The following is a 25,038-nucleotide window of genomic DNA, read 5'->3' as shown; positions in this document are numbered from 1 at the left end:
ATTATTATCGTGCGTTGGCCGGATAAGACGCGAATCGCCATCCGGCAACGAGATGTGCAGGAAACTATGCGCTTACATGATGCCCAGTAGACGGGGTAAGAACAGTGTGATTTCCGGAATGTAGGTAATTAATAACAGAACGCCGATAATCGCGCCGTAAAAAGGCAGCAACGGTTTAATCACTTCCTCAACTTTGACCTTACCGACGCTCGCCCCGACATATAAACCACTGCCAACTGGCGGCGTAATGGTGCCAATCGCCAGGTTATAGATCATGATAATGCCGAAATGCACCGGATCGACGCCCAGTTTAGCCATGATCGGCAGCAGAATCGGGGTAAAAATCAGAATGGCCGGACCAATATCCATAAATGCGCCGATAATCAACAAAAAGACGGTAATGACTAACAGGATAACCAGTTTATTGGCGGAAATACCGAGGATCATATCGCTCAGCGCCGCAGGAATATTGGTGATCGACATCGAGAAGGACATCGCCGAAGAGGTTGCCAGCAGGAACATGATGACCCCGGTCATTACCACTGTCTGGAGCAAAATCGAAGGCAAATCCTTAATTTTCAGCGTGCGGTAAAACACCATCGTCAGCAATAACGTATACACCACGGCAATCGCGGAGGCTTCAATGGCGGTGAAAATCCCCTGCACAATGCCGCCGACGATAATCACGATCAGCAGCAGGCTGGGAATGGCCTCAACGGCAACTTTTAGCGCCATGCCTTTTTGGACGGTGAAGAAAACCCGATAATTTCGACGCTTAGCGACCACCAGCGTGACCAGCATACAGCCAACGCCCCACAGCACACCCGCAACCAGACCGCCGGCGAACAGAGCGGCAATCGATGTTCCCCCGCTTGCCAGCGCATAAAGGATAAAAGCCGTGGTGGGCGGAATTAACATTCCCGTCGGCGCGGAGGCGATATTCACCGCGGCCGCAAAGCCGCGATCGTAACCTTCGCGCGCGCTCATCGGCACCATCACGCCGCCGATAGAGGTTGAGGCGGCAATTGCCGATCCGGAAATTGCACCGAACATCATATTGCCGACGATGTTGGTGTAAGAGAGCGAGCCGGGTAGTTTGCCAGTAAACAGTTTGGCAAAATTGACCAGTCGGGCGGCAATTCCCCCGCTATTCATGATCACCCCGGACAAAACGAAGAACGGCACGGCCAGCAAGGCAAAACTGTCCAGGCTGGAGAACATTTTTTGCGCGGTGGCGAACATCGAAATATCGAAAGGCAGTACCAGCATCATGGTGCTGAAAGAGGCGATAACGATGCAGATCCCGATAGGCGCGCCCATGGCCAGTAAAACAACAAAGACGGCAATTAGCGTACAGGACGCAAAAATAGGGTCAATCATGTGATTTCTCCAGAGTGTGCTCAGTGGTATCCGTGGCGGAATGGATAGCTTTCAGGGCGTCAACGATATTCAGCAGCCCATAGAGGATGATCAGTACGCCCGCGCAGGGGAGTGCGTAATAAATTTTCCCCATCGGAATGCCCAGCGCAGGGGAGATTTGCAGCATAGAAATCGCAGAAATCTTTAAGCCGCCGATAATCAATACCCAAATGGAAAACGCGATAAAAATGACCTGCAGGATAATATCCCACCAGCCGCGAATCGTCGGCGACACCTTATCCAGTAAGATAGTCAGACTGATATGCTGTTTCTGACCGGCGACAAAAGCCATGCCCAGCATTGATACCCACACCAGGAGAAATCGCAGCATCTCTTCGGTAAGGGTGCTGGGAACGCCCAGAATGTAGCGGCTCACCACCTGCCAGCAGGCGATGCCAACCATTATCGCCAGCACCAGGCAACAGATAGCGCCCAGCAATAAATCAAGTCCTTTTCTGAATGTGTTCATCTTAATTTCCTGATTAGATTAATTTTTTGCTGTCTGGATACGTTGATACAGCCCGTAAAGCCGCGGCTTGTTTTTCAGACCGTCGTAAATAGGCTGTACTGCCTTCTGGAAGGGCTTTTTGTCGATCTCGTAGAATTCAACGTTGAAATCTTTTACCGCCGCCAGCCTGGTTTTCTCTATTTCCTTGTCCCATGCGGCTTTCTCAAATTCGATCGATGCCTTGATGGCGGCTTCGACGATGCGCTGCTGTTCCGGCGTCAGCTTTTCCAGCGTGAGGGTACTCATTAACAGGATATCGGGAATGCGAGTGTGCATATCGTAGGTGTAATAACGGGCGACTTCACCGTGGCGGGCGATGGTGAGAGCGAACTCATTGTTTTCCGCGCCGTCGAGTATGCCTTGTTGTAACGAGGTATAGACCTCCGCCTGGCTCATGGCGATAGGCGAAGCGCCCAGCAGTTTGAGAGTTTGGATCGCCGTCTCACTCTGCATGACGCGGATCTTCTTCCCGCGTAAATCCTCAATGCGTTTAACCGGCGCTTTGCTCATATAAAAATTACGCGCGCCGGAATCATACCAGCCTACGCCGACAAACCCCTGTGCGGCGGTGGACTGATAAACAGGCTCCATCACCTGTGGGTTATCCATTACGCGGTAGTATTCATCGACGGTGGCAAACAGGTAGGGAAGTGAGAACACGCCGTACTCAGGCGAAAAACTCTCCATCAGCCCGGACGACACTTTAGTGATGTCGACGACGCCGACCTGCGTCAACTCCACCAGTTCGCGCTCGCCGCCAAGCTGTCCGTCCGGGAAGTACTGTACTTTGATATCGCCGCCCGTTTTCTCTTCAACTTGCTGCCCCAGGAAGTGCAACGCATCTTTTACCGGCTGGCTATTTTCAGCGTAGGCCAGGCGCAAAATGGTTTCGCCGTGGGAGAAGAAAGAGAGTGTGGAGAGTAAGGCCAACGTAGCCAGACGTATAAAACCAGGTTGCTTCATAATTCCCTCGCAATTGTAATAATTTATCGGGAATGTAATTGCATGGTGAAATTATAACCTTCTTGATTTTGCCACCGCTGACAAAAATTGGCACCAAAAGAAAGATTTTGAAACCATGTTTCACATTTCATGATTTCCAGGAATTCATCAACAGGCGGTTTCGGTTGGAGGCGTAAAAAACGATTTTTTTCAGCGGATGCCGTAACGTTTATAACCCTTGAAAAAGTACGGCATTGATAATCATTTTCAATATCATTTAATTAACTATAATGAACCAACTGCTTACGCGGCGTTAACACTGTGCCGCTCGACAATAATGGAGATGATTATGAGTTATACACTGCCATCCCTGCCGTACGCTTATGATGCACTGGAACCGCACTTTGATAAGCAGACGATGGAGATTCACCACACCAAACACCATCAAACCTATGTCAACAACGCTAACGCGGCGCTGGAAAACCTGCCTGAGTTTGCTGACCTGCCGGTTGAAGAACTGATTACTAAACTGGACCAGGTGCCAGCGGACAAAAAAACCGTGCTGCGTAACAACGCGGGCGGCCACGCTAACCACAGCCTGTTCTGGAAAGGGCTGAAAAAAGGCACCACTCTGCAGGGCGATCTGAAAGCGGCTATCGAGCGTGACTTCGGTTCCGTTGACAACTTCAAAGCTGAATTCGAAAAAGCAGCAGCAACCCGTTTCGGCTCCGGCTGGGCGTGGCTGGTGCTGAAAGGCGACAAACTGGCTGTGGTTTCTACCGCAAACCAGGATTCCCCGCTGATGGGTGAAGCCATTTCCGGCGCTTCCGGCTTCCCGATCCTGGGTCTGGACGTGTGGGAACACGCTTACTACCTGAAATTCCAGAACCGCCGCCCGGACTACATCAAAGAGTTCTGGAACGTGGTGAACTGGGACGAAGCAGCAGCGCGTTTCGCCGCTAAAAAATAATTTGCATTGCACGTCTGTAGAAGCGAGTCTGATGACTCGCTTTTTTTGTATCCGCGTAAGGAGCAGCAGATGCATTATCCGGTTGACGTGTTTATTGGCAAAATTCGTGACTATGACGGCAGCCGCCCGAGCGCTATCGCCAAGGTGCAAATCGACGGCGAACTTATGCTGACCGAGCTGGGTCTGGCAGGCGATCAGCAGGCCGAAAAGAAAATCCACGGCGGCCCCGACCGCGCGCTATGCCATTACCCCCGCGAACACTATGCTGATTGGATTCGCCAGTTCCCCGAGCAGGCGACGCTGTTTTGCGCCCCGGCGTTTGGCGAGAATCTGTCGACGAACGGAATGACCGAACACAACGTGTTTATTGGCGATATCTACCGCTGGGGTGAGGCGTTGATCCAGGTCACTCAGCCGCGCTCTCCATGCTTTAAACTTAATTTCCACTTTGCCATCAGCGACATGGCCCTCCTTATGCAGAGCAGCGGAAAAACCGGCTGGCTGTATCGGGTCATTGCGCCAGGTAAGGTCTCCAGCGATGCGCCGCTGGAACTGGCGTCGCGTCTGAGCGATGTCTCGGTTCATGAAGCGGGTGTTATCGCCTGGTCTATGCCGTTTGATGATGAACAATATCATCGGCTGCTGAGCGCCGCCGGGCTGTCGGCGAGCTGGAGCCGCACCATGCAGAAGCGTCGTTTGAGCGGCAAAATTGAAGATAGCGCCAGACGACTGTGGGGGGATAAAACTCCGCCAAAATGAAAGGAAGGATTATGACTGAAGCTGAAAATGCGGTGGCGATCGTAAAAGAATTTTTGGTGGCCTCGATGATTCCCGATGCTGAACGCGCCGCAACGTATATGCACCCGGAGGTGAAAATTACCTTCACCGGAGGCCGGGCGATGGCGGGCGCGGCAGATATCGCGCAGTTTAACGGCGCTCGCTACAAGTGGGTGAAGAAGGCGCTGGGCGAGTTTGATGCGGTGCAGCATGATGATTACGTTGTGATTTATTCCAACGGTACGTTGTATGGCGAATGGCCCGACGGTCGCCCGTTTGCCGATAACCGCTTTATCGACCGCTTCGAAGTGCGCGATGGCAAAATTACCCGGATGGACGTGTGGAACGACAGCGCCGAGTGGATTCTGGCGCCAGACATTTCCCGGTAAATCTCGACGGCGAGATAAAAAATCGGCCTGCATTCGCAGGCCGATGGTTTTTAGGTTCGCTTGTACAGCGGTAGCCACAGCGTGAGCCGCAACCCGCCGAGCGGGCTATCGTCAGCCTTCACCCAGCCGCGGTGCTGCTGCATGGCGCTTTCGACAATCGCCAGCCCCAGCCCGGTGCCGCCAGACTCGCGGTCGCGCGCCTCATCAGTGCGATAGAACGGACGGAAGATCTGCTCGCGGTCTTCAGGGCTGACGCCCGGCCCGTCGTCATCGACCGTGATCGTAATACCGTCTTTATCCACCGAGAAGCCGACTTCAATCTTCGTATGTGAATAGCGCAGCGCATTACGAACAATATTTTCCAGCGCGCTTTCCAGCGCGTTTGGGTTGCCATAGAGCGGCCACGGCCCCGGCGGATAATTTACCGTTAGCGACTTGCCCATCTGTTCGGCTTCAAAGGCGGCGTTATCCAGCACTTCGCCCCATAGCTGATTGGCTTTCATCGTTTCGCTGACCAGCGCGTTTTTCTGTTGGTTACGCGACATCACCAGCAGGTCATTGATCATGCTGTCCAGACGCTGCGCTTCGGTTTCAATACGCTCCAGCTCTTTGCTTTCGCCGCCACGACGACGCAGCAGCGCGGTACCCAGTTGCAGGCGCGTAAGGGGCGTTCGCAGCTCATGGGAGATGTCTGACAGCAAACGCTGCTGCGAGGTCATCATCCGTTCCAGCGCCGTCACCATCTGGTTAAAACTGGCGCCAGCGGCGAGGAACTCCTGCGGACCCGCCTCCAGCTCCGGATGCTGACGCAGGTTGCCTTGCGCCACTTCATCAGCCGCGTTTTTCAACTTACGCGCCGGTTTCGCCAGACTCCATGCCAGCCATAGCAAGAGCGGCGAACTGACCAGCATCGTGACAATGAGCAACAGAAGCGGGCGGTCAAACAGCAGATTAATAAAATCGGATTGCGAACTGCTGGCCGGTCGAATCAGGTAAAGCTGGTAATTATCCTCTCCGTCGCGAACGGAGAACGGCCCCACCATCTCTACGCGGCCATATTTTTTCTTCTGCGGATGATCGGCGTTATCCGCCTGACCAATGAAGTTACGAATGATCTGCATTTCGCTGCGTTCAGCACCGATCACGCGTCCTTCAGAGGTCACCAGTAATAACCGCTGTCCAGGCGGCGCCCACTTATCGATCGCGCGGAACAGGCGACGCCACCACATCAGGTCGTTGGGCGGATCGTTCGCAAGTTCAGCTTCTACATGTTGCTCTATCATCAATCCCTGGCGCTGTTCGCTGTCCAGCAGCTCGGTCATCTGGCGTGAATCGAGCTTGGGCAACATCAGTACCAGCATTAGCACCAGCGCCAGCGTCAACCAGAAGATGGCGAAGATGCGCGCGGTTAAACTTCCTATCATGAAGCGGAAACCATCAGATAGCCGCGACCACGCAATGTTTTAAACCACGGGTGACCGTCTTTGCGTTCCGGCAGTTTGCGGCGCAGGTTAGAAATATGCATATCAATGGCGCGATCGAACGGCGTCAGGCGCTTACCCAGCACTTCCTGACTTAAATGTTCACGGGAAACCACCTGGCCGAGGTGTTGCGCCAGCAAATAGAGCAGGGTGAACTCCGTACCGGTCAGCTCCAGCGTTTGGCCATCGAAACTGGCTTCCTGGCGGCCCGGATTAAGGCTTAGCGCATCGACTTCCAGCGTCGGCGAGCCGTTGTCGCTGCTCTGCTGCTGTTCGCTCCAGTGGGAACGGCGCAAAATAGCCCTGATACGCGCTACCAGCTCGCGGTCGTTAAACGGTTTGGGCAAATAGTCGTCCGCGCCCAGCTCAAGGCCGAGAACGCGATCCAGCTCGCTGCCGCGCGCGGTCAGCATAATGACAGGCGTCTGGTGTGTCTGGCGAAGCGCTTTCAACGTATCGATACCGTTTTTCTTCGGCATCATGACGTCAAGCAAAAGTAAATCGATACTGTCATCCAAAAGCTCAAGCGCCTGCTCGCCGTCGTGGGCCACCAGGACATTAAAACCTTCCATTTCGAGGAGCTCTTTTAACAGGGAAGTCAGCTCTCGGTCATCATCAACTAACAGGATTTTATTCATTGTTTACGTACCTCCGAGGCAGAAATTACGTCATCAGGCGTCGCTAATCCATGACTTTACGTTGTTTTACACCCCCTGACGCATGTTTGCAGCCCGAATCGTAAACTGTCTCTCGTTGAATCGCGACAGAAAAGATTTTGGGAGCAAGCGATGCGCAAAGTTACCGCTGCTGTTATGGCCTCAACGCTGGCATTCAGTTTTTTAAGCCACGCAGCTGAAGTTGTTACAAGCGATAACTGGCACCCCGGTGACGGGGCCACGCAGCGTAGCGCGCAAAATCATATGTTTGACGGCATAAGTTTAACCGAACATCAGCGTCAGCAGATGCGAGATCTTATGCAACAGGCAAGGCACGAACAGCCTCCTGTTAATGTTAGCGAAATGGAGACAATGCATCGGCTTGTCACCGCAGAAAAATTTGATGAAAGCGCTGTGCGCGCTCAGGCAGAAAAAATGGCGCAAGAGCAGGTTGCCCGCCAGGTCGAAATGGCCCGCGTGCGTAACCAGATGTATCGCCTGTTAACGCCGGAGCAGCAAGCGGTTTTGAATGAAAAGCATCAGCAACGAATGGAGCAACTGCGCGACGTGGCGCAATGGCAAAAAAGTTCATCGTTGAAATTATTGAGTAGTAGCAACTCACGTTCCCAGTAACAACCCTGTTTTCCTTGCCATAGACACCATCCCTGTCTTCCCCCACATGATGTGGGGGTTTTTTTTATCAATCACTTACAACTAAAACAACCGCTTAAAAGTGTCCACAACTGTCCACATTTCAGTTTACAGGGGTCTCAAGGCGTCCCGAAACTGGCATCGGTGGACGGTTGTGGACGGAAAAATTACACCGTGATTCCTCCTTTCAGCGGGTTAAGCATCACCGCATTTTGCAGGTAATCAGGTGCCAGATGTGCATAGGCCATCGTCTGCTGAATAGTGGCGTGCCCCAGAATTTGCTGTAACGCAATAATATTCCCGCCGTTCATCATAAAGTGGCTGGCAAACGTGTGGCGCAGTACATGTGTAGCCTGCCCTCGCGGCAGGTCAGGCTTAACTTTACGCAACTTTCGGCAGAAGTTCTCATAGTCAACCTTAAACAATGACGCGCTGGCATTTTCTGCGATCTCCTTTTCCAGTTCGCCGGAAATAGGCACCACGCGTTTTTTACCGTTCTTGGTCTCAAGGAATATGACACGACGCTGGGCTATCTGTGCAGCGGTCAGGGTACTGACTTCACTCCACCGCCCCCCTGTGCTGAGACTTAGCAATGCAACAAGACGGTAATCGCCTTTGAGAACATCAAGCAGATCGCTGATTTCTTCCGTGGTCAGGAACGTCATTCCGGGGTTCTTTTCCGGTAACGGTGGTAAACCGCGCATCGGGTTTTCACCAGAAAACTCGTCGAGTTTGATAAGGGCGGTAAACATTCCAGACAACCGGTACATATCGCGGTTGATGGTTGATGCGCTTATCCCCTGCGAGAGTCTGCGGCTGCGATGTATAATCAGCATTCGCTTGTTCACTTCATGAACTCCTGGGTTACCCAGATCATTAATCGTCTTGAGTAGTTGCCGGTTTTCAATTTCACCGTTTTTCAGCGCTTGCCCGTGGCAAAAATACCAGAGTTCAAGTATTTCGCTAAGAGGCCGCCTGTCAGCTTTAGAGACAACCTGCCATTCATTGCGCCCCAGCTTACCGAGCATATACTTTTCATACGCTACGGCGTCAGCCTTCCTGTTAAAAATCCTACGCACGCGCTTACTTCCGCGCCCGCCAGTTCTTGTGTCCAGTTCATAACGTCCATCATCGAGCTTCTTAATCGCCATAGCGAAGCCCTCCGATGTAGCTTCCTGCCTGCGACCACAGACATTCAGCATAAATAAAATATAGGTCTAACCAGTTCTCCGGTCTTAACGGTGAGATTTTGCTGTGGTTTTGATTGAAACCTGAGCAGCTTCCGAATTTTCGGACCCATCAGGGGAGAGAGAGGGCGATATTTGACCAACCTCCGGCATCGTTTCATCTGTAGACAACCAATAAGCATACTTTTTAAATCTGGGGTGCTTGGTAACTTTCGTGAAAGCGCCTTCCGTTACTTGTATACCCTTTGTTTCATAGTTGGTTATGGTTCCGTAAGGTAAACCAATTGCATCCGCGAACTCTTGCCGTGTCATCCCTTCGGCCTTGCGAATTAAGCGAAACTTCTTACCCATACTTGACATATGTGCCATGTTGAGAATATCCTCCATCTGTAAATGTGGCATATGTGGAACATTGCAAACACTAAGGAGCGTCTCAAAGAGTCTTGAGCCGTCTAGAAGGGTCTGCGAATTGGAGGATAACACATGCGGGAAGAACTTAACCCGATTGAAAACACGCTGGTTCAGTACCCCATTGACGGGGTTACGCCCGCAAAGTTTGGGGAACTGGTTGGCAAGTCTGCCAATGCTATCGAAATGATGATTAGGAACAATAAGCTGCCGTTTGTTGAAATGCGTGATCCGGCAAAACCTAACTCAAGGGGTGAAAAAATCGTTTATATCCCCGCCTATAACGAAGGGCTTAAAAAGGCGTATTACAGCAAGCCAAAACCATTAGTTAGGGCGTGGCTTGAATGGCTGGGTTTATAGAGGTGGGGGGTATTAAATGAAAAACAGCAAATCAGTAAACGAACTTATTTCCGCTGTGAATGAATTTTTGCGTAACAGCAACCCGGAGCGCCTGATCGATAATGGCATTCACAAAGCCTTATGCAATCTCGTTGACGCGGCAAGTCAGCAACAGGAGATTATCGACTCCCTGCTGGAACAGTTAAAAGCAAAAAGCCCAGTCAATAACGCGAAAAAGGGAGAATCCGGCACTGTTTTTCGCCGCTCCTATTATCGCAATGGTGTTCACGCGGGAAATATTTATTTCCGAATTGAAGCGTTTGAAGGGGTAAAAAGCTGGGCGGAGGAATTAAAGGCTGATTTTGAATCTTGTCTTAACGATCTTATTTCACGACTTCATCCAAAACACCGCTCTTGTTTCGGAACAATAACAATAAATAACTCATTAAAGTTAACACAGGAGCAGAAAGCGGAGTGGGAACGGTTTTTTAAACAAAATTACCAATAGGTTTGAAGTCATTATCTGGCGGAGAAGGTGAAAAAAATTATGAAAAAAATAGAAACACGAATCATCAATGGAAAAGAAGTCGAATTAACCACAAAAATAAGCAATGAAAGTATCGCCACTGAAATGCGCTTTGAGATTGATGGGGTTTCGCAGTGTTTGCTAAGAAGCACCGCCAGAGTACCAGCATCTTCTGGCGGAAGATTCAGGATGAAATTAACACCTAGTGTTTGTGAATTTTTTGAAATGATGAAACACCGTGATCGAGTTCATCAAGAGATTGTTGAAGACATTCGATCATCTGACGCGCTTGCTGCGGTGCGAGGCAGTGATAAATCTCATTAGCTGCGGGTAATACATCACCACTTTCAAGATCGTAGTCAATTACAAACATGATTCTTTTATCACCGTTCGGCGCTTCAAGTGGTGCGACTTTGACATCGTGGACTTCAATAAAGTTATTAGTGATGTCGGTATCTTCGAATTCAGTTTCGCGACTCATTCGCTTTCCTCTGTGTTGGTGATTGTTATGCCTGATTCACCTCTCAAAGTTTCACAGGCATAGCGATGTTAGCACAGGAAACACGCGCCGGGCGTGGGGTTATATCCCGGCACTTTTTCAATTTGACGGAGATCAACATGGACTTAACACAATGCCCTTCACTAGCCAGCCTGCTCACCCACGGCCAGCAGATCACCCACCGTCAGCATCAACGCGGCTGGATTGAAACTCCGGACGGGCGTTTCTTCCAGCCTAAAGCGGCAGATGTTCAATTTGTTAAAAACAGTCGTTTACCGTTTATGTCGCGCCCGCGTAATAAGCGCCGCTGGTTTTCCCGCTTAATGGGTATCTTCGCGTAGTTTGGGGAGGTGGTTATGTTGATGGATAAGACAGGACAACAGCCGGGCCGCCGCAAGTTCTTAGAGCAACGGGCGCGGCTGCAAGCCAGTTTGAACGCTTCACGCGTAAATGACACTGCAACCCGTTTTAACCGCCTGGATGATGCCTGCAAAAAGGTGATTTTCATCCTGGCAAACGATGCGTCCAGATACATAGCCGGAATGCCGAAACTGACCGCCAAACAGTTGGGTTGCACTTATGAAAATCTAACTGAAAAGGAGCAAACGTGCCTTTTGATGGGCATTAAGCGCCTTTCAGAATTTGCAGCATCAATGCCGTGGGAATTTGAGGACTACGCCGCACCACGCGCCGAAATTCAGGCGATACGCGACAAACCACCCGCGCCAGATAACGCAGTCAATTAACAATTAACTACCTACAAAAAAGAAACAGGCGCTAACGCGTCGGGCTTCTTGCACCCTGGAGAAAGTAAAAATGATTCGATCTCTCGTTAAATGGCCCGGTGGTAAAGGCCGCGTTATGTCTGATTTGCTGCCGATTCTGCCGAAAGCCGATTGTCTGGTGGAACCGTTTGTCGGCGGTGCTTCTGTTTTCCTCAATACTGAATATCGCCGTTATATCCTGGGTGATATCAACCCAGATTTAATTAACCTGTATCGCCAGATAACCCGCTGGCCTGATGCGGTGATCGACGCTGCTCGCCCGCTGTTTAAAGTGTACGGCGATAAAGACGGCTATAAGTGGATCCGCGGCGATTTCAACGCCCGCGCCCATGACCTTCTGTCATCGCGCAATGTGTTTGAGGATGGACCGGACACGGGCAAGATTCTTCGTGCAGCACAATTTCTTTACCTGAACCGTCACGGATATAACGGCGTAGTACGCTACAACCAACAGGGTAGATATAACGTTCCCTTTGGGCGACACAAAACCCCGCCTTACTTCCCGGAAGAACAGATCCGTTTATTCTCTGAAAAAGCTAACGACACGAAAGCTATTTTCGTGTGCTGCGATTTCCAGAGCACGTTAAAAATCATGATTGGTAGTGACGCGGTTATCTACTGCGATCCGCCATACCTGCCAGCAAGCGACACCGCTAATTTCACCCAATACCACACCGCCCCGTTTGGCATTAAAGAGCATCGCCAGTTAGCTGCCGCCCTGCTGGATATTAACCGCCTTACTGGTTCGCCGGTGATCTTGTCCAACAGCGACACCCCAGCTACCCGCGAGATTTATCACTCTTTCAACTTCCAGGAAATCAGCGTTAACCGTTTTGTCAGCGCGAACGCCATTACCAGAGGGGCCGCCAGTGAAGTGATAGGCGTGCTGCCTGTCTGTGATGGCTGCGGGCGCTATGAAGGTGGTCACTGTGCGAAATGTTGCCCAGGTATCGCCGCATGTGAGGAGGGATGGTCGTTTGATTGTCGTGGCAATTGCGATATTTGCGAGCCGTCCGATAACCCGGAAACGTGGTAATAGCGAGGCATCCAATGTCTGACGCCGCTTTTGCATGGCCCTGGAACGCGCCGCGCCCAGCCGTTGGTCTGTACACCTACGAACCGAAAAAAATCGCCCCGCTTGCCGGGGCGGTGGTGCATCATCCTGCCGTAAAAAAATACATCGATCACATCTTCAAACGCGCCGGTTACAACCCCGACGACGTTCGCGACCGTGACGCGCTGATCCAGTCGCTGGACAGGTACGAACCGTGCGGCCTGCCACTGGCTGCCCAACAAAATATCATCCGGCAGGAAAGTGCAGCCGCCAAAGCAGCGGCGGCTGCCTGGGCCAATACGCCGGAAGGTGTCGAAGCGCGTTTGTTGTCTGAGCCGTTCTTCATTCGCGAAGTCTGGCGCAAAAAAATTGAATGGTTACGGGCCAACCGTGAAACCAGACACACCAATGATTTTCTTATGGGGACCGTGAAAAAATCATTGCTGCGTCTTGATGTTGTGCGCACAAGGCAAGGCGTTTCGCCTGATATCACCGGCGAACTGGCCGCGTACTGGTTCGGGCGCTGGCAACGGCTGGCTGATTTCACAAAGCGGGAAGCCCTAAGCGCCGCTAATGAGATCGCCAGCCGCATGGCTGAAATGCTGGGGACGGAATGCGAAGCCCTGGGACGGAATGTTTCAGACATGAACGTCGAAGAACTGGACTGGCTTTATTGCCACCTGGGCCGTGAAATGCTGGCGCTTCGCATTGTGCCGCCTGCATGGTATGCGCCGTGGGAACGCGAGCGCATATGCACGGCCATTTTGCGTATGGCTTCGCCTGACTGGTGGGGGCGCAAAATCTGGCGCCTGCGTTGTGACTGGCGCGAAAACCAGCTGCGTGCTGTTGGTGCGGTAAATAAAAAAGCGCATCCGTATATCAGCGCATCAAGCCTGATGGAATGGCAGGAACAGCGACGTAAAAACCGTAATTTCTTCAAAAGTCATGAACTGGTAGACGAAGACGGCAACGTTTCGTCGCTTGAGGACATGATTAACAAATCCACGTCTAACCCTGCAATTCGTCGTCATGAGCTTATGGCCCGTATGGCTGGCGTGGAGCTTGTCGCCCAGAGTCGTGGCGATGTTGGCATCTTCCTGACCATCACTTGCCCGTCGAAATATCACGGCAATATTGCGTCCGGCCACCATAACGCAAAATGGAACTACGACACGGTTGCACAGGCGCAACGCTATTTATGCCGTGTATGGAACCGGGCAACCGCCAAACTGAAACGCGAAGATTTGCGCCCTTATGGCTTCCGCGTCGCCGAACCGCATCACGATGGGACACCACACTGGCACGCGTTGCTATTTATGCCACAAGAGCAGGTTAAAGCCACGGTTGCGATCCTTCGCGCCTACTTCATTGCGGAAGACCGCGACGAGCTGGGCCGCAATACCGGTGCTCGTTTCAAGTCAAAAAAAATGGACCCACGGAAAGGGTCAGCAACGGCGTATATCGCCAAATACATTTCGAAGAATATCGACGGTCACGCGCTGGCCGGTGAACTGGACGACGAAAGCGGCAAGCCGCTGAATGAAACAGCCAAATATGCAATGGCCTGGGCGTCACTTCACCGCATCCGCCAGTTTCAGCCCATCGGACAGCCGCCCATATCGGTTTACCGCGAGCTGCGCAAACTGAGCAATCAGATCACGACCCGCCAGAAAATTGACAATACCTTCAAGCGCGGTGCGCCGTTGCTTGTGGATCCTGCAATGGATGCGGTTTGCGCCGCTGCCGATGTCGGGTGCTTTGCTACCTACATCATCCGCCAGGGTGGTGTTTTGATCCCGCGTGAAAACTATGTCGTCCGTCTGGCCTATCAGCCAGCTGATGAAATGAATGCTTATTGTGAGATCCCCGAAAAGGTTTTCGGGGTCTGGTCGCCGCGTCTGGGTGATGCCTCCCGTATTTGCACCCGTCTGGTTAAGTGGAAAATCCGCGCCAAATCCAAAGCTACCACCGGGGCCAAAAACGGCCCCGGTTTGGGGGGGGACCTTTTGCCGTCGCCAGCCGGCGACGCTTGGAGTTCTGTCAATAACTCTACGGAAGACGAAAAAATCACCGATTTTTCGCCTGATGTGGAGGGTATGACAGAAGAATCAGAAGAGGAAATCGTCGATTTTGAAAATATGGACCAGCCAACGCGGCGCAAATTGATGCGGCGATTAAGTGAAGCACCATTCAAAAGGCAGCAAAGCGGATCACCTTATGAGCCAGGGAGCGAATTAGATGTTGCCTGGCGTTCTGCCGTTGAAAAAACCGAGGCCAGATCGGCGGCTGATAAAGCCAGGCGGGCAGCGCTTGCCCCTGCGGTTGCCAGTCTGCTGGCTGATGCGGCGTTGTGTTCGGTTGAGATTTCGGAGATTCAGGCCGTTTCGCTGTTAATGGGGAGCCGTCTGGAGATTGGCGGCAAAGTTTATCGGGCCAGTGCTGGCGGCCAGTTGATAACGCGTCAATTACCCGATGAGTCACGGACGGTGAATAAATTATGGGAACGCCTGCGGGATAACCACGGCATTGATGCTACGCGCCTGCGGTTTGATCCAGTCGGGGAGTATCAAAAAATGCTGGCAGGTGTGGAAAATCGACATTCAAAAGAATAAATGCAATCGCGCTGGCCATCGCAACTGGTTGCGTCGGTTGGCGTGATTCTGCGGGGGCGGGCGGCAAAGAGCCCGGTAGTCAATTTAGCCACTTGAAAGGAATGCTATGTCCAATATGCCTCAAAAGGTATTGTTTCTGCTAGATAGAAACTGTAATAATGCTATGGTATTTCACCTACTACCGATTATCTTTCAGGTAAGCCAGATTTTGATGGAGCAATAATGATTGATATAGAAGAAGTTATTACTAAGAAAAGAAATTCATTAAAGGCTGATCGTTTAGATATGTCTTTTGGTGAATTGATGAATATGTTTGAAGACGGAGATTTATTCATCACTCCTGAATATCAAAGGGCATTTCGTTGGTCTAACTTTCAACAAACAAGGTTTATTGAGTCTGTTTTATTGGGGATACCCATTCCTCCGATTTTTGTAGCAGAAGATGATAAGGGAAAATGGGAGGTTGTTGATGGCTTACAGCGTATATCAACAATTTTTTCATTTTTTGGTGTTCTTACGAATCTCCCAGAAAAAAACAACCTGAAACTATGCAAAGGAGAAATGGTTGCTGAGTTAGACAATATAACTATTGACGCTCTTCCAATCAGATTAAAAACAACCATTAAAAGAGCAGTTTGTAGAGTTGAGATTGTTCGCTGGGATAGTAACGAAGATATTAGATATGAGCTATTTAATCGACTGAATACAGGGGCTAGCCCGTTATCTGATCAAGAGATAAGAAATTGTATTTTTAGATCATACCCTGTTGATTTAAATAAAATATTGCGTGAAATTGCAGTTATGCCAAATTTCATTGAGTTGATTAACCCTTCAGCAGCCAAAAAAGAAGAAATGTTTTTAGAAGAGTTAGTGCTTCGCTATTTTGCTTTTAAACATTTTGATGGTGATTTTAATACAACTGTTCCTAATTTCCTTTCAGACTTCATGCGTTCCGTGTCGAAAGGTGACATTGCTTTTGATTTAGATGGTGAAAAAAAATCATTTGTTGAGTTAATTGATTTCTTAATCGCTCATGGTGGTAAGGAGTTATTTAGGCCTAATGGACCTTTTGCCTTACATCTTTTTGATTCTATATCATACGCTTTGCCAAAAGTATTCAATACTGTCATTGGTAATGAGCAAAAAATTACAGAAGCTATAAATACATTGCTTACTGACGAAAAATATCAAAGTATTAGCGTGCTCACGTTTTCAACTGCACGTACTCGTAATCGGATGGATCGAGCCTTAGAGATTTTCAAAAGTGCATAGTTTAGTGACTGAAATTTATGAAACAAACTCCTGGCGAGATGGGGAGTTTGCTAAATTTAGAGTCAACCCCCATCAAGTAGACCCTGTTTTATGGGGGCGGATGTGTGTACCGATGATTTATGCAAACTGGGAGGGTTTTGTAGTTAGTTCGTTAAAAATGCTTTTAAAGCATTTAAATAAATTAGAACTAACCCCATTACAAATACCTACTAGATTAGTTGTAGTTGGATTAGGTGATACCTATAGAAGTTTAAGTGGGAAGCAATCATTTGAACAACGATGTGAGTTCACTGATAAATTTAATGAGTTATTAAAAAATACCATTCAATTTAAGACGAAAATTGAAACTAAATCGAATTTGCATAGTGGTGTATTGAAAGAACTATGTCAAATGTTTGCTTTTGATTTTGAAAAGTTTAGTGATGTAACTGTTACTCTAGACCGTCTTGTTCAAGTGAGAAACTGTATTGCACATGGAGAAAACTCGATTTTACCAACTCAGGAAAATATTGAGTCATACATCGATGCAGTGAAAGCAGCAATTGATATCATGTTAGAAGAAATTGACTTATTTTTAACGCAAGAAAGTTATTTATATAAACAGCAAGCCTAAAATAAATACTCCGCCTTAAAGGCGGAGTATTTATTGTTGAAGTAATTCCAAAGCTATCTGGCGTTCTTCCGGCTTGAGCCGGTCAATCAGAAATTTAACCAGCTTGTTGCCGGTCAGCCCGCTGGGGCTGAGAGTATGTGAAAACTGGGCATTAAAAACAAAGGTGTGGCCGCATTCAACTTCCGTGCAGGCGCAGTATAAATCAGCCAGTTTTTTGTCTTTCCAGTCAGATTTACGAATGATGGCCGGTGAGCCGCATTCAGGACATTTAATTTTAAAAACTCGCATGTTCACCATCCCGCACGCCATTGCTAACAATGGGGATGATTTTAACTTATCGGCGCTCATTTTTCGCCCTTTTCGGCGGTAATTGCTGGGATATCCACGTCAAAAACTAGGTGCAAATGTGGCGGGATCTCCGGGTCATTGTTGACGCCGTTCATTAGTTTGCGCTGTAACGGGATAACTTCATCCTTGCGATAGGTTGCGCGGGCCGTTTCAGGATTACCCATTATCGCGCCGTTGGTCGGGATAATACCTGCCAGACCTGCAGGGAAGCGGTGAGCGGTAAAGATATCCTGCGCGGTGATCCCTTTGATGTTGGCAAATTCATCCTTTGCGCTGACTTCGCCCACTGGCATGATTTTAACCCCTTCCGGGTCGCCCTTCGGGATGTTGATAAACATATTTCGGAAGTTACCCAGCCCTTTGGACTGGGCGATCTTCTCTTTGATTTCGTTTTCCATTTCCAGCGTGAGGTTGGGATCGCTGGTATAGAGAATAAAGCCCATGTGCGCCCCGTTGTTGTAGTAACGACGCCGGAAGATGGTTGCCTCACTGTTGAGTAACACCGAATGGATGCCGCCGATATAGTCAGGCAGGCCATACACCTGTTGGCGCGGGTCATACATTTTAAAGAAGACGATGTCTTCCGGGTCATAAATAAGCGCGGGCCCTTCCTGCAGAACAGCAAACGAGCCGTCTTTCCGGCAACGCAAATACAGCGACGGCAACGGCAGCAGGTCGATCACTTCCCCGAATACGTTACGAATTTTCAGGATTGCGACGTCACCAAACAGCAGGTAATCAAAGACAGCCTGTTCGACCTGGTCAGGCGTCAGGCCGCCGCCGATATAGCCACCGGCCACCATATTGCGCCGCGCATACAGTACCCCGCCGTGCTGGCCGTTAAGGTTCGGCAACTGGGCCAGCGCCAGGCGATCAATCGGGAGTCGCCAGTGGTCATACTCATTGTCATACCAGATATTGTGATAATCAGTGCCGGTCGTCAGGATGGGTTCTGGTTCGCCAAAGGTGATCACGCTTCCGCGCCCTGGCGTGAAGGTTTCAACCTTGCTGCCGGTCATGGACCTGAATTTTTTATTATTACGCTGTTTCTTTGTCATGCTGCTTTCCCAAAGTACCAGCCCGATGGGCGGTCATATTCGTGATCGATAGGTTCGTTAATTACGGCGTGCGAGATAGCGAAGAAAACATCTGCATGGCCGGTCGCGTCTGAACGTTCGGCAACAAACGTCAGCGCGTTGCCGCTGTTGGTTGTCGTGCGCCGGATAGCCATAAAGCTGGCCGGAATTTCGACGCGCTCTTTGTTCGTTTCGTCTACGGCGTCTTTTGCCCATTCGATGCGCTTACGCTCGACAACATCGATCATCTTCATCACCAGGCGGTTTTTGCTTTCGACGCTGTAAAGAATTGGTGTGGCTTCGCGTGGCGCAAATTTGCTGACAAGGTCATAAACGCCTTTACCTATGCCGGTTGTATCGATCCCGATGTAAGTGATGTTAAAGCGGCGCATAAGCTGCTTTATCTGGTCGGCCTGCCAGCTGAAGTTAAAACCCTGCCATTGCCAGACGGCCAGCACGCGGAAGCGCTCGCCGTCCTCTACAGGGGGCGCGATTAACACAAATGTTGAGTTGTCGCCGGAGCGCGACGGGTCAAAACCTGCCCATACTTCGCGATTGCCGAAGGGCCGCGCAGCGGTCAGATCAAAGTCGCCCCATGTGGCCCTGTCCACTTCACAGCCAACAAGCGCGGAGAACTTGAAAACCGCGTCTTTACTGTCAACAAACTGGCACATGTAGAGCATGGCGAACGCGGTCGGGCTGTATTTGTTGCGCAACCGTTCAATATCGACAAGCGCCCCGAGGCCGCCTTCGATAGCGTCTTCCATCGTGATGATGTAGCGCCAGATCTGGTCCGGGCAAAGAATGCCCTGGCGCATTTCGCTTTCGTTCGGGAACTTCACACCTTTGCGTTTCGGGTCGTCCCCGCGCCAGGCTTCGCCAGTCCAGACCGGGTAAGCCTGGTGCGTTTTCGCGCTGGGCGTCGAAAAGTAGGTCGTCCGGTATTTGTTATGCGTCGCCATTGCGCTGGCAACTTCGTGCAGGCGCGTGAATTTCGGGATCCAGAAAACCTCATCCCCATACAGGTGGCCGTTAAAGCCCTGCGCGGTGCTGGCGTTCGTGGACAAAAAGCGCAGTATTGCGCCGTTACTGAGGCGGATATTTTTACCCGTCAGCGTCACGCCGAAATGGTTCTGGGCGATCTGGACGATGTATTCGCGGAAGATTTCCGACTGGGAGCGGCTTGCAGAGAAAAAGACCTGGTTATCACCGGTAATGACGGCGTCTTCGAATGCTTCCCAGGCGAAATAATAGGTCATACCCACCTGGCGGCTTTTCAGAATGAATCGCCAGTCTTCGCCTTTATGTTCGCGGCAGTGCAGCTGGTACTCGAAGAGATGTTCCCGCGCCCAGGTGTCGAGCATTTCCGCTGTAATACCGGAAACGTCGTTTTTCTTATACCGGCGCTTTCTTTCCCCTGGTTCCCCGCCTGCGCTGCTGAGGCAGTACCCTTCACCATCATAAGCCGCTTTCTGAGCCTGAATTTCTGCCAGCTTTTCGGCGTGCCTGTTGCGCTGCGCCATGAGTTTCACATGGTGAGCAATCAGATCGCGCAGTTCTTCCAGTTCCAGTGCTGTTTTTTTCTCGCGGCGGGAGAGCTGGTCGATACGGCGGGCGATGACATTTTCCACCGATTCAACAGGCAGCAGTGATGCCCACTTCCCGACGTCAGCCCAGTGGTAAATTGTACGCGGTGGAATATTCAGTTCCTGCGCAATATCTTTCGGCGTCCAGCTTTTTATATAAAGCGTGCGGGCCGCTTCTTTTAATTCATCGGAATATTTAGCCATGCGGCTATTATGGCGGGATTATTTTGCGGAATTGATAATTAATTATCGGTAAAAAGTGGTTATCCAGTTATAACCGAATACATAAGAAATAAAGCGGTCGCGCTGTTTTAATCAATTCGCAATACTGACCACCACAAACGAATCATTGTTATTTAAATTCATTATTAAAGGTCAGTTATGCCGCAATCTCATTACCGCACGGATTGGCTATGTATTGCCACATCTGGACAGGCTGTGGACGGTCGCACCATTGAACCGCAATGGTTGATTGATGCGGCAGAAACCTACACCCGCAAAACCTATACCGCCATGATTTGGCCGCACCACCCGCAATACGATATCAGCGAGCGTGAGTTTACCTGCAATCTGGGGGAAGTGGACGCGCTGAAAGTGGAAACGGAAGGTGATGTCACGAAGTTATATGCCCAGTTAATTCCGAATCAATTTTTAATTGAAGCCAATCGGCAGGGGCAAAAGTTATTTACGTCAGCAGAATTTGTCACTGATTTTGCAGGTAGTGGTCGTGAATATCTTTTTGGGCTTGCTGTGACGGATATTCCGGCAAGTCTGGGAACGGAAAAACTTAAATTTGTTTTAGCCGGTGAAGAAAAAGACGCCGAGCGCGGGAGTCTGGAAACATTCAGCTTAGGGAAATTACAGACAAGTAAACCAGATAAAAAAGATTCTTTCTGGTCGCGTTTATTTTCGGCCAGTAAAGATTTTACGCCAACGCCAGAGCCAAACACTGATAAGCCCACCGAGGGCGACGGAGAAAAAATGGAAGAATTAAAAGCGCTCATTCAGCAAATGCTGGATCTGCTTAAAAGCGGTAAAGACGCCGCAGCGGGTGACGCTGACACGGTTGATACGCCAGAACAGGCCGCCGATGTGGTGGCAGATGTTGCCGCCCAGATCGCTGATGCTGCCGACGAGGTGGCCGAGCTGGCACAGGACGTTATCGAAAACCCGGAAGACGAAGTCAAAGCGGAAGAATTCAGCGCCGCCAAAGCCAACCTGGCAAAAGTCATGAAGTCATTCAATGTGACGCCAGCGAAGCGCCCACGCGCCAGCCGTCGCCGTGACTTTTCCGCCCGTCGCCAGCCAGCTGGCAACCAGATGGACAACCTTGCCACGCAGCTGACTACCGTCCTGACCAAGTTGTCAGCGATGGAAAACGGTAATACGCGCCGCCCCGGCAGTGCGCCAGGCGGAAGCAAAGAACCGTTTGAATTCATGTAATCGCCAACTTTTTCAGGAATAAGAGATTATGCAATTAACCCCAAAAGCAGAGCAGATGCTGCGTAAGTTTACTGCTGGCCTGGCAAAAGCTAACGGCCAGGTGGACACGTCGCGCTACTTCTCGCTGACCAATCCGAAAGAAACCCAGCTGCGCAATGCTCTGCTGCAACAATCTGAGTTCCTGCGCCTGCTGCCTAACGTGCTGGATGTGGATCAGATCACCGGCCAGGTGGTCAGTACTGGTAAGCCGGGTATTTATACCGGGCGCAAAAAGGATGGTCGTTTCTCTCGCCCCCTGGGTGTTACCGGGAATGAATACAAGCTTGTAGAAACGGATTCCGGTTCGTATCTGCCTTACTCCCTGTTGGTTGTCTGGGCTAACGCGGGCAGTGAAGAGGAATTCTTCCAGCGTATTCAGGCATTCAGCAACGAGTCATTCGCGCTGGATATGCTGCGCGTGGCGTTTAACGGTACAAGTGTTGCAGACGACACCGACCCGGAAACCAACCCGAACGGCGAAGACGTTAACATCGGCTGGCACCAAATCGTTAAGGCCCGTTCGTCTGAACAGATTATTTCTGATGCCGTCACTATCGGCGCGTCGGGTGCTGACTTTATTGGTCTGGATGCGGCAGTCACTGACCTGGTACACACCTGCATTTATGAGCCATTCCGCAATGACCCGCGCCTGGTTGTGCTGGCTTCCGCTGACCTTATCGGCAACGACGCCACCACGATGATGAATAAGATTGATCGCCCGACTGAGAAAGTCGCCGCGCAGCTTATTGGCCGCCAGATTGCTGGCCGTACCGTGTACACCCCACCGTTTATGCCGGAGGGCCGCCTTATCGTCACCACGCTGGACAACCTGCATATCTACACCCAGCAGGGGACACGTAAGCGTAAAGCGGAATGGAACGACGACCGCAAGCGCTTCGAGAATAACTATCTGCGCATGGAAGGTTACGGCGTCGAGCATGACGAGCTGTACGCGGCATTCGACAAAATCACCCTTGCGACCGGCGAAGTTGCACCAGGAGGGGGCGCGTAAAAATGGCTATGACCCCGTGTCAGCGACACCGAGCACGCGTGAAAGCCGCAAAGGCACTGGATAAGTGCGAAGCCCTGACGGCATCGCCGGTCAGCTTTCACATTCAAATGCTGGAGCTGAAAAAGGATGTTGAACGGCTTCGTAGTCTGACGCGTGCAGAACGCATGGACATGAAGCGCGATGTCCTTTTGCCGCGCTGGATGCCGACCGTTGAGACATATCTTGCCGGTGATGCCCGCTTTGCCAATCCGGCCCTGGTTTACTGCGTGATCTGGCTGTTCGATACGGGGGAAATGGGCAAGGCGCTGGACTGGGCTGACGTGGCTATCAGTGAGAACCAGGCCACGCCGGAAAACTTCAAAAGCAACCTGCCAGCCTTTGTGGCCGACACGGTGCTGGAGTGGGCGATCATGCAGGCGGAAGCCGGTCACAGCATCGAACCCTATTTCAGCCGCACGTTTGAAAACATCCGCGAAAAGTGGCGTTTGCACGAAGACATTAACGCGAAGTGGTTCAAGTTCGCCGGTCTTTACCTGCTGCGCGACGAGAAGGGCCAGCCGCGTGCCACTGCCGTGGATGATGTGAATACGCTGGAGCAGGCCGACGCCCTGCTGGCCCAGGCGGCGGCGTACAACAAAAACGCCGGAGTTAAGACCATGCGCGAAAAAATCCGCGCCCGGATTAACGGCCTGACCCAGCTTTAACGACTCCCGCCAGCCGGGACGGGCGCGGGGGAGGCATCAACCATGCGGTTGTTGGCCGTGGAACCCGTTAGCCCGTTTCTATTGCAAAACCGAGGTACGCCAATGAGTGGCCCAAGTTTCAGTATCAGCGGCAAGCCGGTGACGGTGACGCCAACAGCGATCACCAACGGCGTGGCGTTCTGGCCCGATCTGGATCTGGCCGAGTTTCAGAAGGTGCGCACGCTGCCCGCTGACCTGCCGCCAGAAACGGCAGGCGTGGCCCTGCTGGCCGCCATTGCGGAGGTAAACGACGCGCTGGCCGACGTGGTGACGTATTGGAGCGCGAAAGCCTGCGAGCGGGCCGCAGATGTACCGGGTGCAAAGATGGGCAACGAAACCCAGTTAACAGCCCAGTACAAAAAAGCGGTCTATGCCCGCGCAAAGGCCGATTTACTGGGGGAATTCGCCACCATCGGGCGGCGTGAATCGCATCCGGGGCAGGAAAGCCAGGACACCCGCGCCAGCCTGCTGGCCGAGGCGGCCAATGTGATGCGAAACATTCTGCGACAACCACGCGTTGGGGTGCATCTGATATGAGCCAGCTTGAAAGCCTGACGGCGTTTATTACGGCAAATCTGCCACCTGATGCCATGCAGATGTTTTCCAGTGCGATGGAAGATTGCGAGCTGGCACGCAACGCCAAAGCGCTGGGAAACAACCAGCGCCGGATCGGGGTGCTGACTTATACCGGTCGTCTGTCGTGGGACAACTTCCCGTTTCGCAAGTATTCGCCGGGGCTGATTTATGCCCTGGTGCTGGCCTGGGTGGATGAGTTCGCCAACGAGCTGCGCGACGAGCTGAGGCTGGACGATCCAAAAGTGGACCCTGAGTTCGACGACGAAGGGTCATGCATTCTGGATGTGGTCATCCCGCTGGTTGATCCGCTGGTTCTGCGTGAAGCGGAAAACGGCCCGATCCCTTACAAAGGCAAGCGCTGGGAAATCGTGGACCCCGAAATCTGGGAGGCGTCGCAACTGGAATTTATTGTCCAGCGCGGTGACGCATCGTGATTCGTGGGGAGCTGAACCAGCAACAGCTAAAGCAAATGCGGGAAACGCTGGCAAAAGCTGACCTTCCTCCGCGTAAGCGCCAGCGCCTTTTATGGCGTATTGCAAAGCTGGGCATTGTCGCAGCGGCAAAACGTCACCAGCGCCAGCAGGCGGCCCCGGACGGTACGCCATGGGAACCGCGCAAGCGTGGCAAAGGGAAGATGTTAAAAGGTCTGCCCAAATTACTGGCCGTGCGTGAAATGCCGGAGATTCAGGGGGTAAGAATTTACCTCAAGGGCGGGAACTACCGGAACGGGACGAAGCCCATTGCGGCTGGTCTGGTCGGTGCGGTCCAGCAGGACGGCGCAAGGATCCAGATGAAAGCCAGTAACGCCCCGCGCAAGCCGCAGGCTGACAAGCCCGCGCTACCGAGACAGGCCAAGCGCCTGCGGGCGCTGGGCTACAAAACCCGCAAGGGCAAGCGCTGGGTTAAGCCGTCCAGCAAGCAAATCATGGAAACCATGAGCATGGCCCAGGCGGGATTACTGATTCGAAAACTGAAAGGCACACCCTCAAAGCGCACATGGACCATTGATATTCCGGGGCGCGTTTTTCTGGGGGTGAGCAACGACGAATTTAACCAAATTATTGCGCGGCAAATGCAGGCAATCGGCTTCGGCTGGGACGTCAACGCGCAGCAAATCAGGGGGTAAA

General features: G+C 51.5%; 29 protein-coding genes. 18 read left to right on the top strand and 11 right to left on the bottom strand.

Annotated elements, in window-relative coordinates; genetic code table 11:
• Positions 1–72: 72 nt before the first annotated feature.
• Genes NAZ64_RS18910 through NAZ64_RS18900 form a run of 3 tightly spaced genes read right to left on the bottom strand, consistent with a single transcriptional unit; the run spans position 73 to position 2,890 of the window.
• Entirely contained in the window at positions 73–1,380 is a 1,308-nt protein-coding gene (locus NAZ64_RS18910; RefSeq protein ID WP_000566800.1) for a TRAP transporter large permease, read from the bottom strand.
• Positions 1,373–1,888, bottom strand: a complete 516-nt coding sequence (locus NAZ64_RS18905; RefSeq protein WP_001091410.1) for a TRAP transporter small permease — start codon at positions 1,886–1,888, stop codon at positions 1,373–1,375. Before NAZ64_RS18905 ends, NAZ64_RS18910 begins: the two co-directional genes overlap by 8 nt.
• Positions 1,889–1,906: 18 nt before the next feature.
• On the bottom strand, positions 1,907–2,890 hold the full coding sequence (locus tag NAZ64_RS18900) for a TRAP transporter substrate-binding protein (RefSeq protein ID WP_000812816.1): 984 nt from the start codon (positions 2,888–2,890) through the stop codon (positions 1,907–1,909).
• Positions 2,891–3,218: 328 nt separating this feature from the next.
• On the opposite strand from NAZ64_RS18900, the gene sodA reads away from it, so the two are divergent.
• From sodA to NAZ64_RS18885, 3 genes are all read left to right on the top strand, one after another.
• On the top strand, positions 3,219–3,839 hold the full coding sequence (sodA, locus tag NAZ64_RS18895) for a superoxide dismutase [Mn] (protein WP_000122632.1): 621 nt from the start codon (positions 3,219–3,221) through the stop codon (positions 3,837–3,839).
• Between the two features lie 69 nt (positions 3,840–3,908).
• Positions 3,909–4,598, top strand: coding sequence for a 6-hydroxyaminopurine reductase (gene yiiM, locus NAZ64_RS18890; protein WP_069721623.1), 690 nt, complete (start codon positions 3,909–3,911; stop codon positions 4,596–4,598).
• Between the two features lie 11 nt (positions 4,599–4,609).
• Complete coding sequence (locus NAZ64_RS18885) at positions 4,610–5,005, top strand: nuclear transport factor 2 family protein (protein ID WP_000133441.1); 396 nt, start codon at positions 4,610–4,612, stop codon at positions 5,003–5,005.
• Between the two features lie 50 nt (positions 5,006–5,055).
• On the opposite strand, the gene cpxA is transcribed toward NAZ64_RS18885, so the two are convergent.
• Together cpxA and cpxR are read right to left on the bottom strand one after the other, a co-directional pair.
• Positions 5,056–6,429: an envelope stress sensor histidine kinase CpxA gene (gene cpxA, locus NAZ64_RS18880; protein WP_000580402.1), complete on the bottom strand. Its 1,374-nt coding sequence runs from the start codon at positions 6,427–6,429 to the stop codon at positions 5,056–5,058.
• Positions 6,426–7,124 (bottom strand): envelope stress response regulator transcription factor CpxR, encoded by a 699-nt coding sequence (cpxR, locus tag NAZ64_RS18875; RefSeq protein WP_001033731.1) that lies wholly within the window; start codon positions 7,122–7,124, stop codon positions 6,426–6,428. Before cpxR ends, cpxA begins: the two co-directional genes overlap by 4 nt.
• 150 nt (positions 7,125–7,274) lie before the next feature.
• On the opposite strand from cpxR, the gene cpxP reads away from it, so the two are divergent.
• Positions 7,275–7,775: a cell-envelope stress modulator CpxP gene (cpxP, locus tag NAZ64_RS18870; protein WP_001233463.1), complete on the top strand. Its 501-nt coding sequence runs from the start codon at positions 7,275–7,277 to the stop codon at positions 7,773–7,775.
• 185 nt (positions 7,776–7,960) lie between these two features.
• Here cpxP and NAZ64_RS18865 read toward each other — a convergent pair whose 3' ends face one another.
• Together NAZ64_RS18865 and NAZ64_RS18860 are read right to left on the bottom strand one after the other, a co-directional pair.
• Positions 7,961–8,944: a phage integrase gene (locus NAZ64_RS18865; RefSeq protein WP_023198683.1), complete on the bottom strand. Its 984-nt coding sequence runs from the start codon at positions 8,942–8,944 to the stop codon at positions 7,961–7,963.
• 84 nt (positions 8,945–9,028) lie between these two features.
• On the bottom strand, positions 9,029–9,382 hold the full coding sequence (locus NAZ64_RS18860) for a helix-turn-helix domain-containing protein (RefSeq protein ID WP_226302889.1): 354 nt from the start codon (positions 9,380–9,382) through the stop codon (positions 9,029–9,031).
• Positions 9,383–9,463: 81 nt separating this feature from the next.
• Between NAZ64_RS18860 and NAZ64_RS18855 the strand changes: the two genes are divergently transcribed.
• Positions 9,464–9,748, top strand: coding sequence for a Cox family DNA-binding protein (locus NAZ64_RS18855; protein ID WP_023198681.1), 285 nt, complete (start codon positions 9,464–9,466; stop codon positions 9,746–9,748).
• A gap of 16 nt (positions 9,749–9,764) precedes the next feature.
• Positions 9,765–10,235 (top strand): hypothetical protein, encoded by a 471-nt coding sequence (locus tag NAZ64_RS18850; protein ID WP_023198680.1) that lies wholly within the window; start codon positions 9,765–9,767, stop codon positions 10,233–10,235.
• A 220-nt stretch (positions 10,236–10,455) separates the two neighbouring features.
• Here the strand turns inward: NAZ64_RS18850 and NAZ64_RS18845 are convergent, their stop codons facing one another.
• Positions 10,456–10,734 (bottom strand): hypothetical protein, encoded by a 279-nt coding sequence (locus NAZ64_RS18845; protein WP_023198679.1) that lies wholly within the window; start codon positions 10,732–10,734, stop codon positions 10,456–10,458.
• A 137-nt stretch (positions 10,735–10,871) separates the two neighbouring features.
• Here NAZ64_RS18845 and NAZ64_RS18840 point away from each other — a divergent pair, with 137 nt between their 5' ends.
• From NAZ64_RS18840 to NAZ64_RS18815, 6 genes are all read left to right on the top strand, one after another.
• A complete protein-coding gene (locus NAZ64_RS18840; protein WP_023198678.1) occupies positions 10,872–11,093 on the top strand; it encodes a phage filamentation protein Fil family protein in 222 nt (73 codons plus the stop codon).
• Between the two features lie 21 nt (positions 11,094–11,114).
• Positions 11,115–11,498, top strand: a complete 384-nt coding sequence (locus NAZ64_RS18835) for a hypothetical protein (RefSeq protein WP_170317524.1) — start codon at positions 11,115–11,117, stop codon at positions 11,496–11,498.
• A 70-nt stretch (positions 11,499–11,568) separates the two neighbouring features.
• Entirely contained in the window at positions 11,569–12,573 is a 1,005-nt protein-coding gene (locus NAZ64_RS18830) for a DNA adenine methylase (protein ID WP_369553620.1), read from the top strand.
• Positions 12,574–12,587: 14 nt separating this feature from the next.
• Complete coding sequence (locus NAZ64_RS18825; protein ID WP_483641012.1) at positions 12,588–15,203, top strand: replication endonuclease; 2,616 nt, start codon at positions 12,588–12,590, stop codon at positions 15,201–15,203.
• A 222-nt stretch (positions 15,204–15,425) separates the two neighbouring features.
• Positions 15,426–16,475 (top strand): DUF262 domain-containing protein, encoded by a 1,050-nt coding sequence (locus NAZ64_RS18820; RefSeq protein WP_001656626.1) that lies wholly within the window; start codon positions 15,426–15,428, stop codon positions 16,473–16,475.
• A 4-nt stretch (positions 16,476–16,479) separates the two neighbouring features.
• A complete protein-coding gene (locus NAZ64_RS18815; protein ID WP_126489749.1) occupies positions 16,480–17,088 on the top strand; it encodes an MAE_28990/MAE_18760 family HEPN-like nuclease in 609 nt (202 codons plus the stop codon).
• Between the two features lie 30 nt (positions 17,089–17,118).
• Here NAZ64_RS18815 and NAZ64_RS18810 read toward each other — a convergent pair whose 3' ends face one another.
• From NAZ64_RS18810 to NAZ64_RS18800, 3 genes are read right to left on the bottom strand one after another with little or no spacing between them, the layout of a single operon-like run.
• Positions 17,119–17,385, bottom strand: coding sequence for an Ogr/Delta-like zinc finger protein (locus tag NAZ64_RS18810; protein ID WP_052765805.1), 267 nt, complete (start codon positions 17,383–17,385; stop codon positions 17,119–17,121).
• Positions 17,386–17,432: 47 nt separating this feature from the next.
• Positions 17,433–18,494 carry a phage portal protein gene (locus tag NAZ64_RS18805; RefSeq protein WP_023198671.1) on the bottom strand — a complete coding sequence of 354 codons (1,062 nt, stop codon included), beginning with the start codon at positions 18,492–18,494 and terminating at the stop codon, positions 17,433–17,435.
• Positions 18,491–20,302 (bottom strand): terminase large subunit domain-containing protein, encoded by a 1,812-nt coding sequence (locus tag NAZ64_RS18800; RefSeq protein WP_483641011.1) that lies wholly within the window; start codon positions 20,300–20,302, stop codon positions 18,491–18,493. The genes NAZ64_RS18805 and NAZ64_RS18800 overlap by 4 nt, the downstream gene beginning before the upstream one ends.
• Before the next feature lie 177 nt (positions 20,303–20,479).
• Here NAZ64_RS18800 and NAZ64_RS18795 point away from each other — a divergent pair, with 177 nt between their 5' ends.
• From NAZ64_RS18795 to NAZ64_RS18770, 6 genes are all read left to right on the top strand, one after another.
• On the top strand, positions 20,480–21,541 hold the full coding sequence (locus NAZ64_RS18795; RefSeq protein ID WP_023198669.1) for a GPO family capsid scaffolding protein: 1,062 nt from the start codon (positions 20,480–20,482) through the stop codon (positions 21,539–21,541).
• A gap of 28 nt (positions 21,542–21,569) precedes the next feature.
• The gene (locus tag NAZ64_RS18790; RefSeq protein WP_023198668.1) at positions 21,570–22,592 is read left to right on the top strand and encodes a phage major capsid protein, P2 family; all 1,023 of its coding nucleotides are present in this window, start codon (positions 21,570–21,572) and stop codon (positions 22,590–22,592) included.
• Positions 22,593–22,594: 2 nt separating this feature from the next.
• Entirely contained in the window at positions 22,595–23,296 is a 702-nt protein-coding gene (gene gpM, locus NAZ64_RS18785; protein ID WP_023198667.1) for a phage terminase small subunit, read from the top strand.
• A 102-nt stretch (positions 23,297–23,398) separates the two neighbouring features.
• Positions 23,399–23,872: a head completion/stabilization protein gene (locus NAZ64_RS18780; RefSeq protein ID WP_483641010.1), complete on the top strand. Its 474-nt coding sequence runs from the start codon at positions 23,399–23,401 to the stop codon at positions 23,870–23,872.
• Complete coding sequence (locus tag NAZ64_RS18775) at positions 23,869–24,345, top strand: phage tail protein (RefSeq protein ID WP_369553617.1); 477 nt, start codon at positions 23,869–23,871, stop codon at positions 24,343–24,345. The genes NAZ64_RS18780 and NAZ64_RS18775 overlap by 4 nt, the downstream gene beginning before the upstream one ends.
• Entirely contained in the window at positions 24,339–25,037 is a 699-nt protein-coding gene (locus tag NAZ64_RS18770) for a phage virion morphogenesis protein (RefSeq protein WP_181562457.1), read from the top strand. Before NAZ64_RS18775 ends, NAZ64_RS18770 begins: the two co-directional genes overlap by 7 nt.
• Position 25,038 lies beyond the last annotated feature (1 nt).

Source organism: Salmonella sp. A1325, from assembly GCF_056991255.1.
This window is presented reverse-complemented; position numbering and strand designations above follow the sequence as displayed.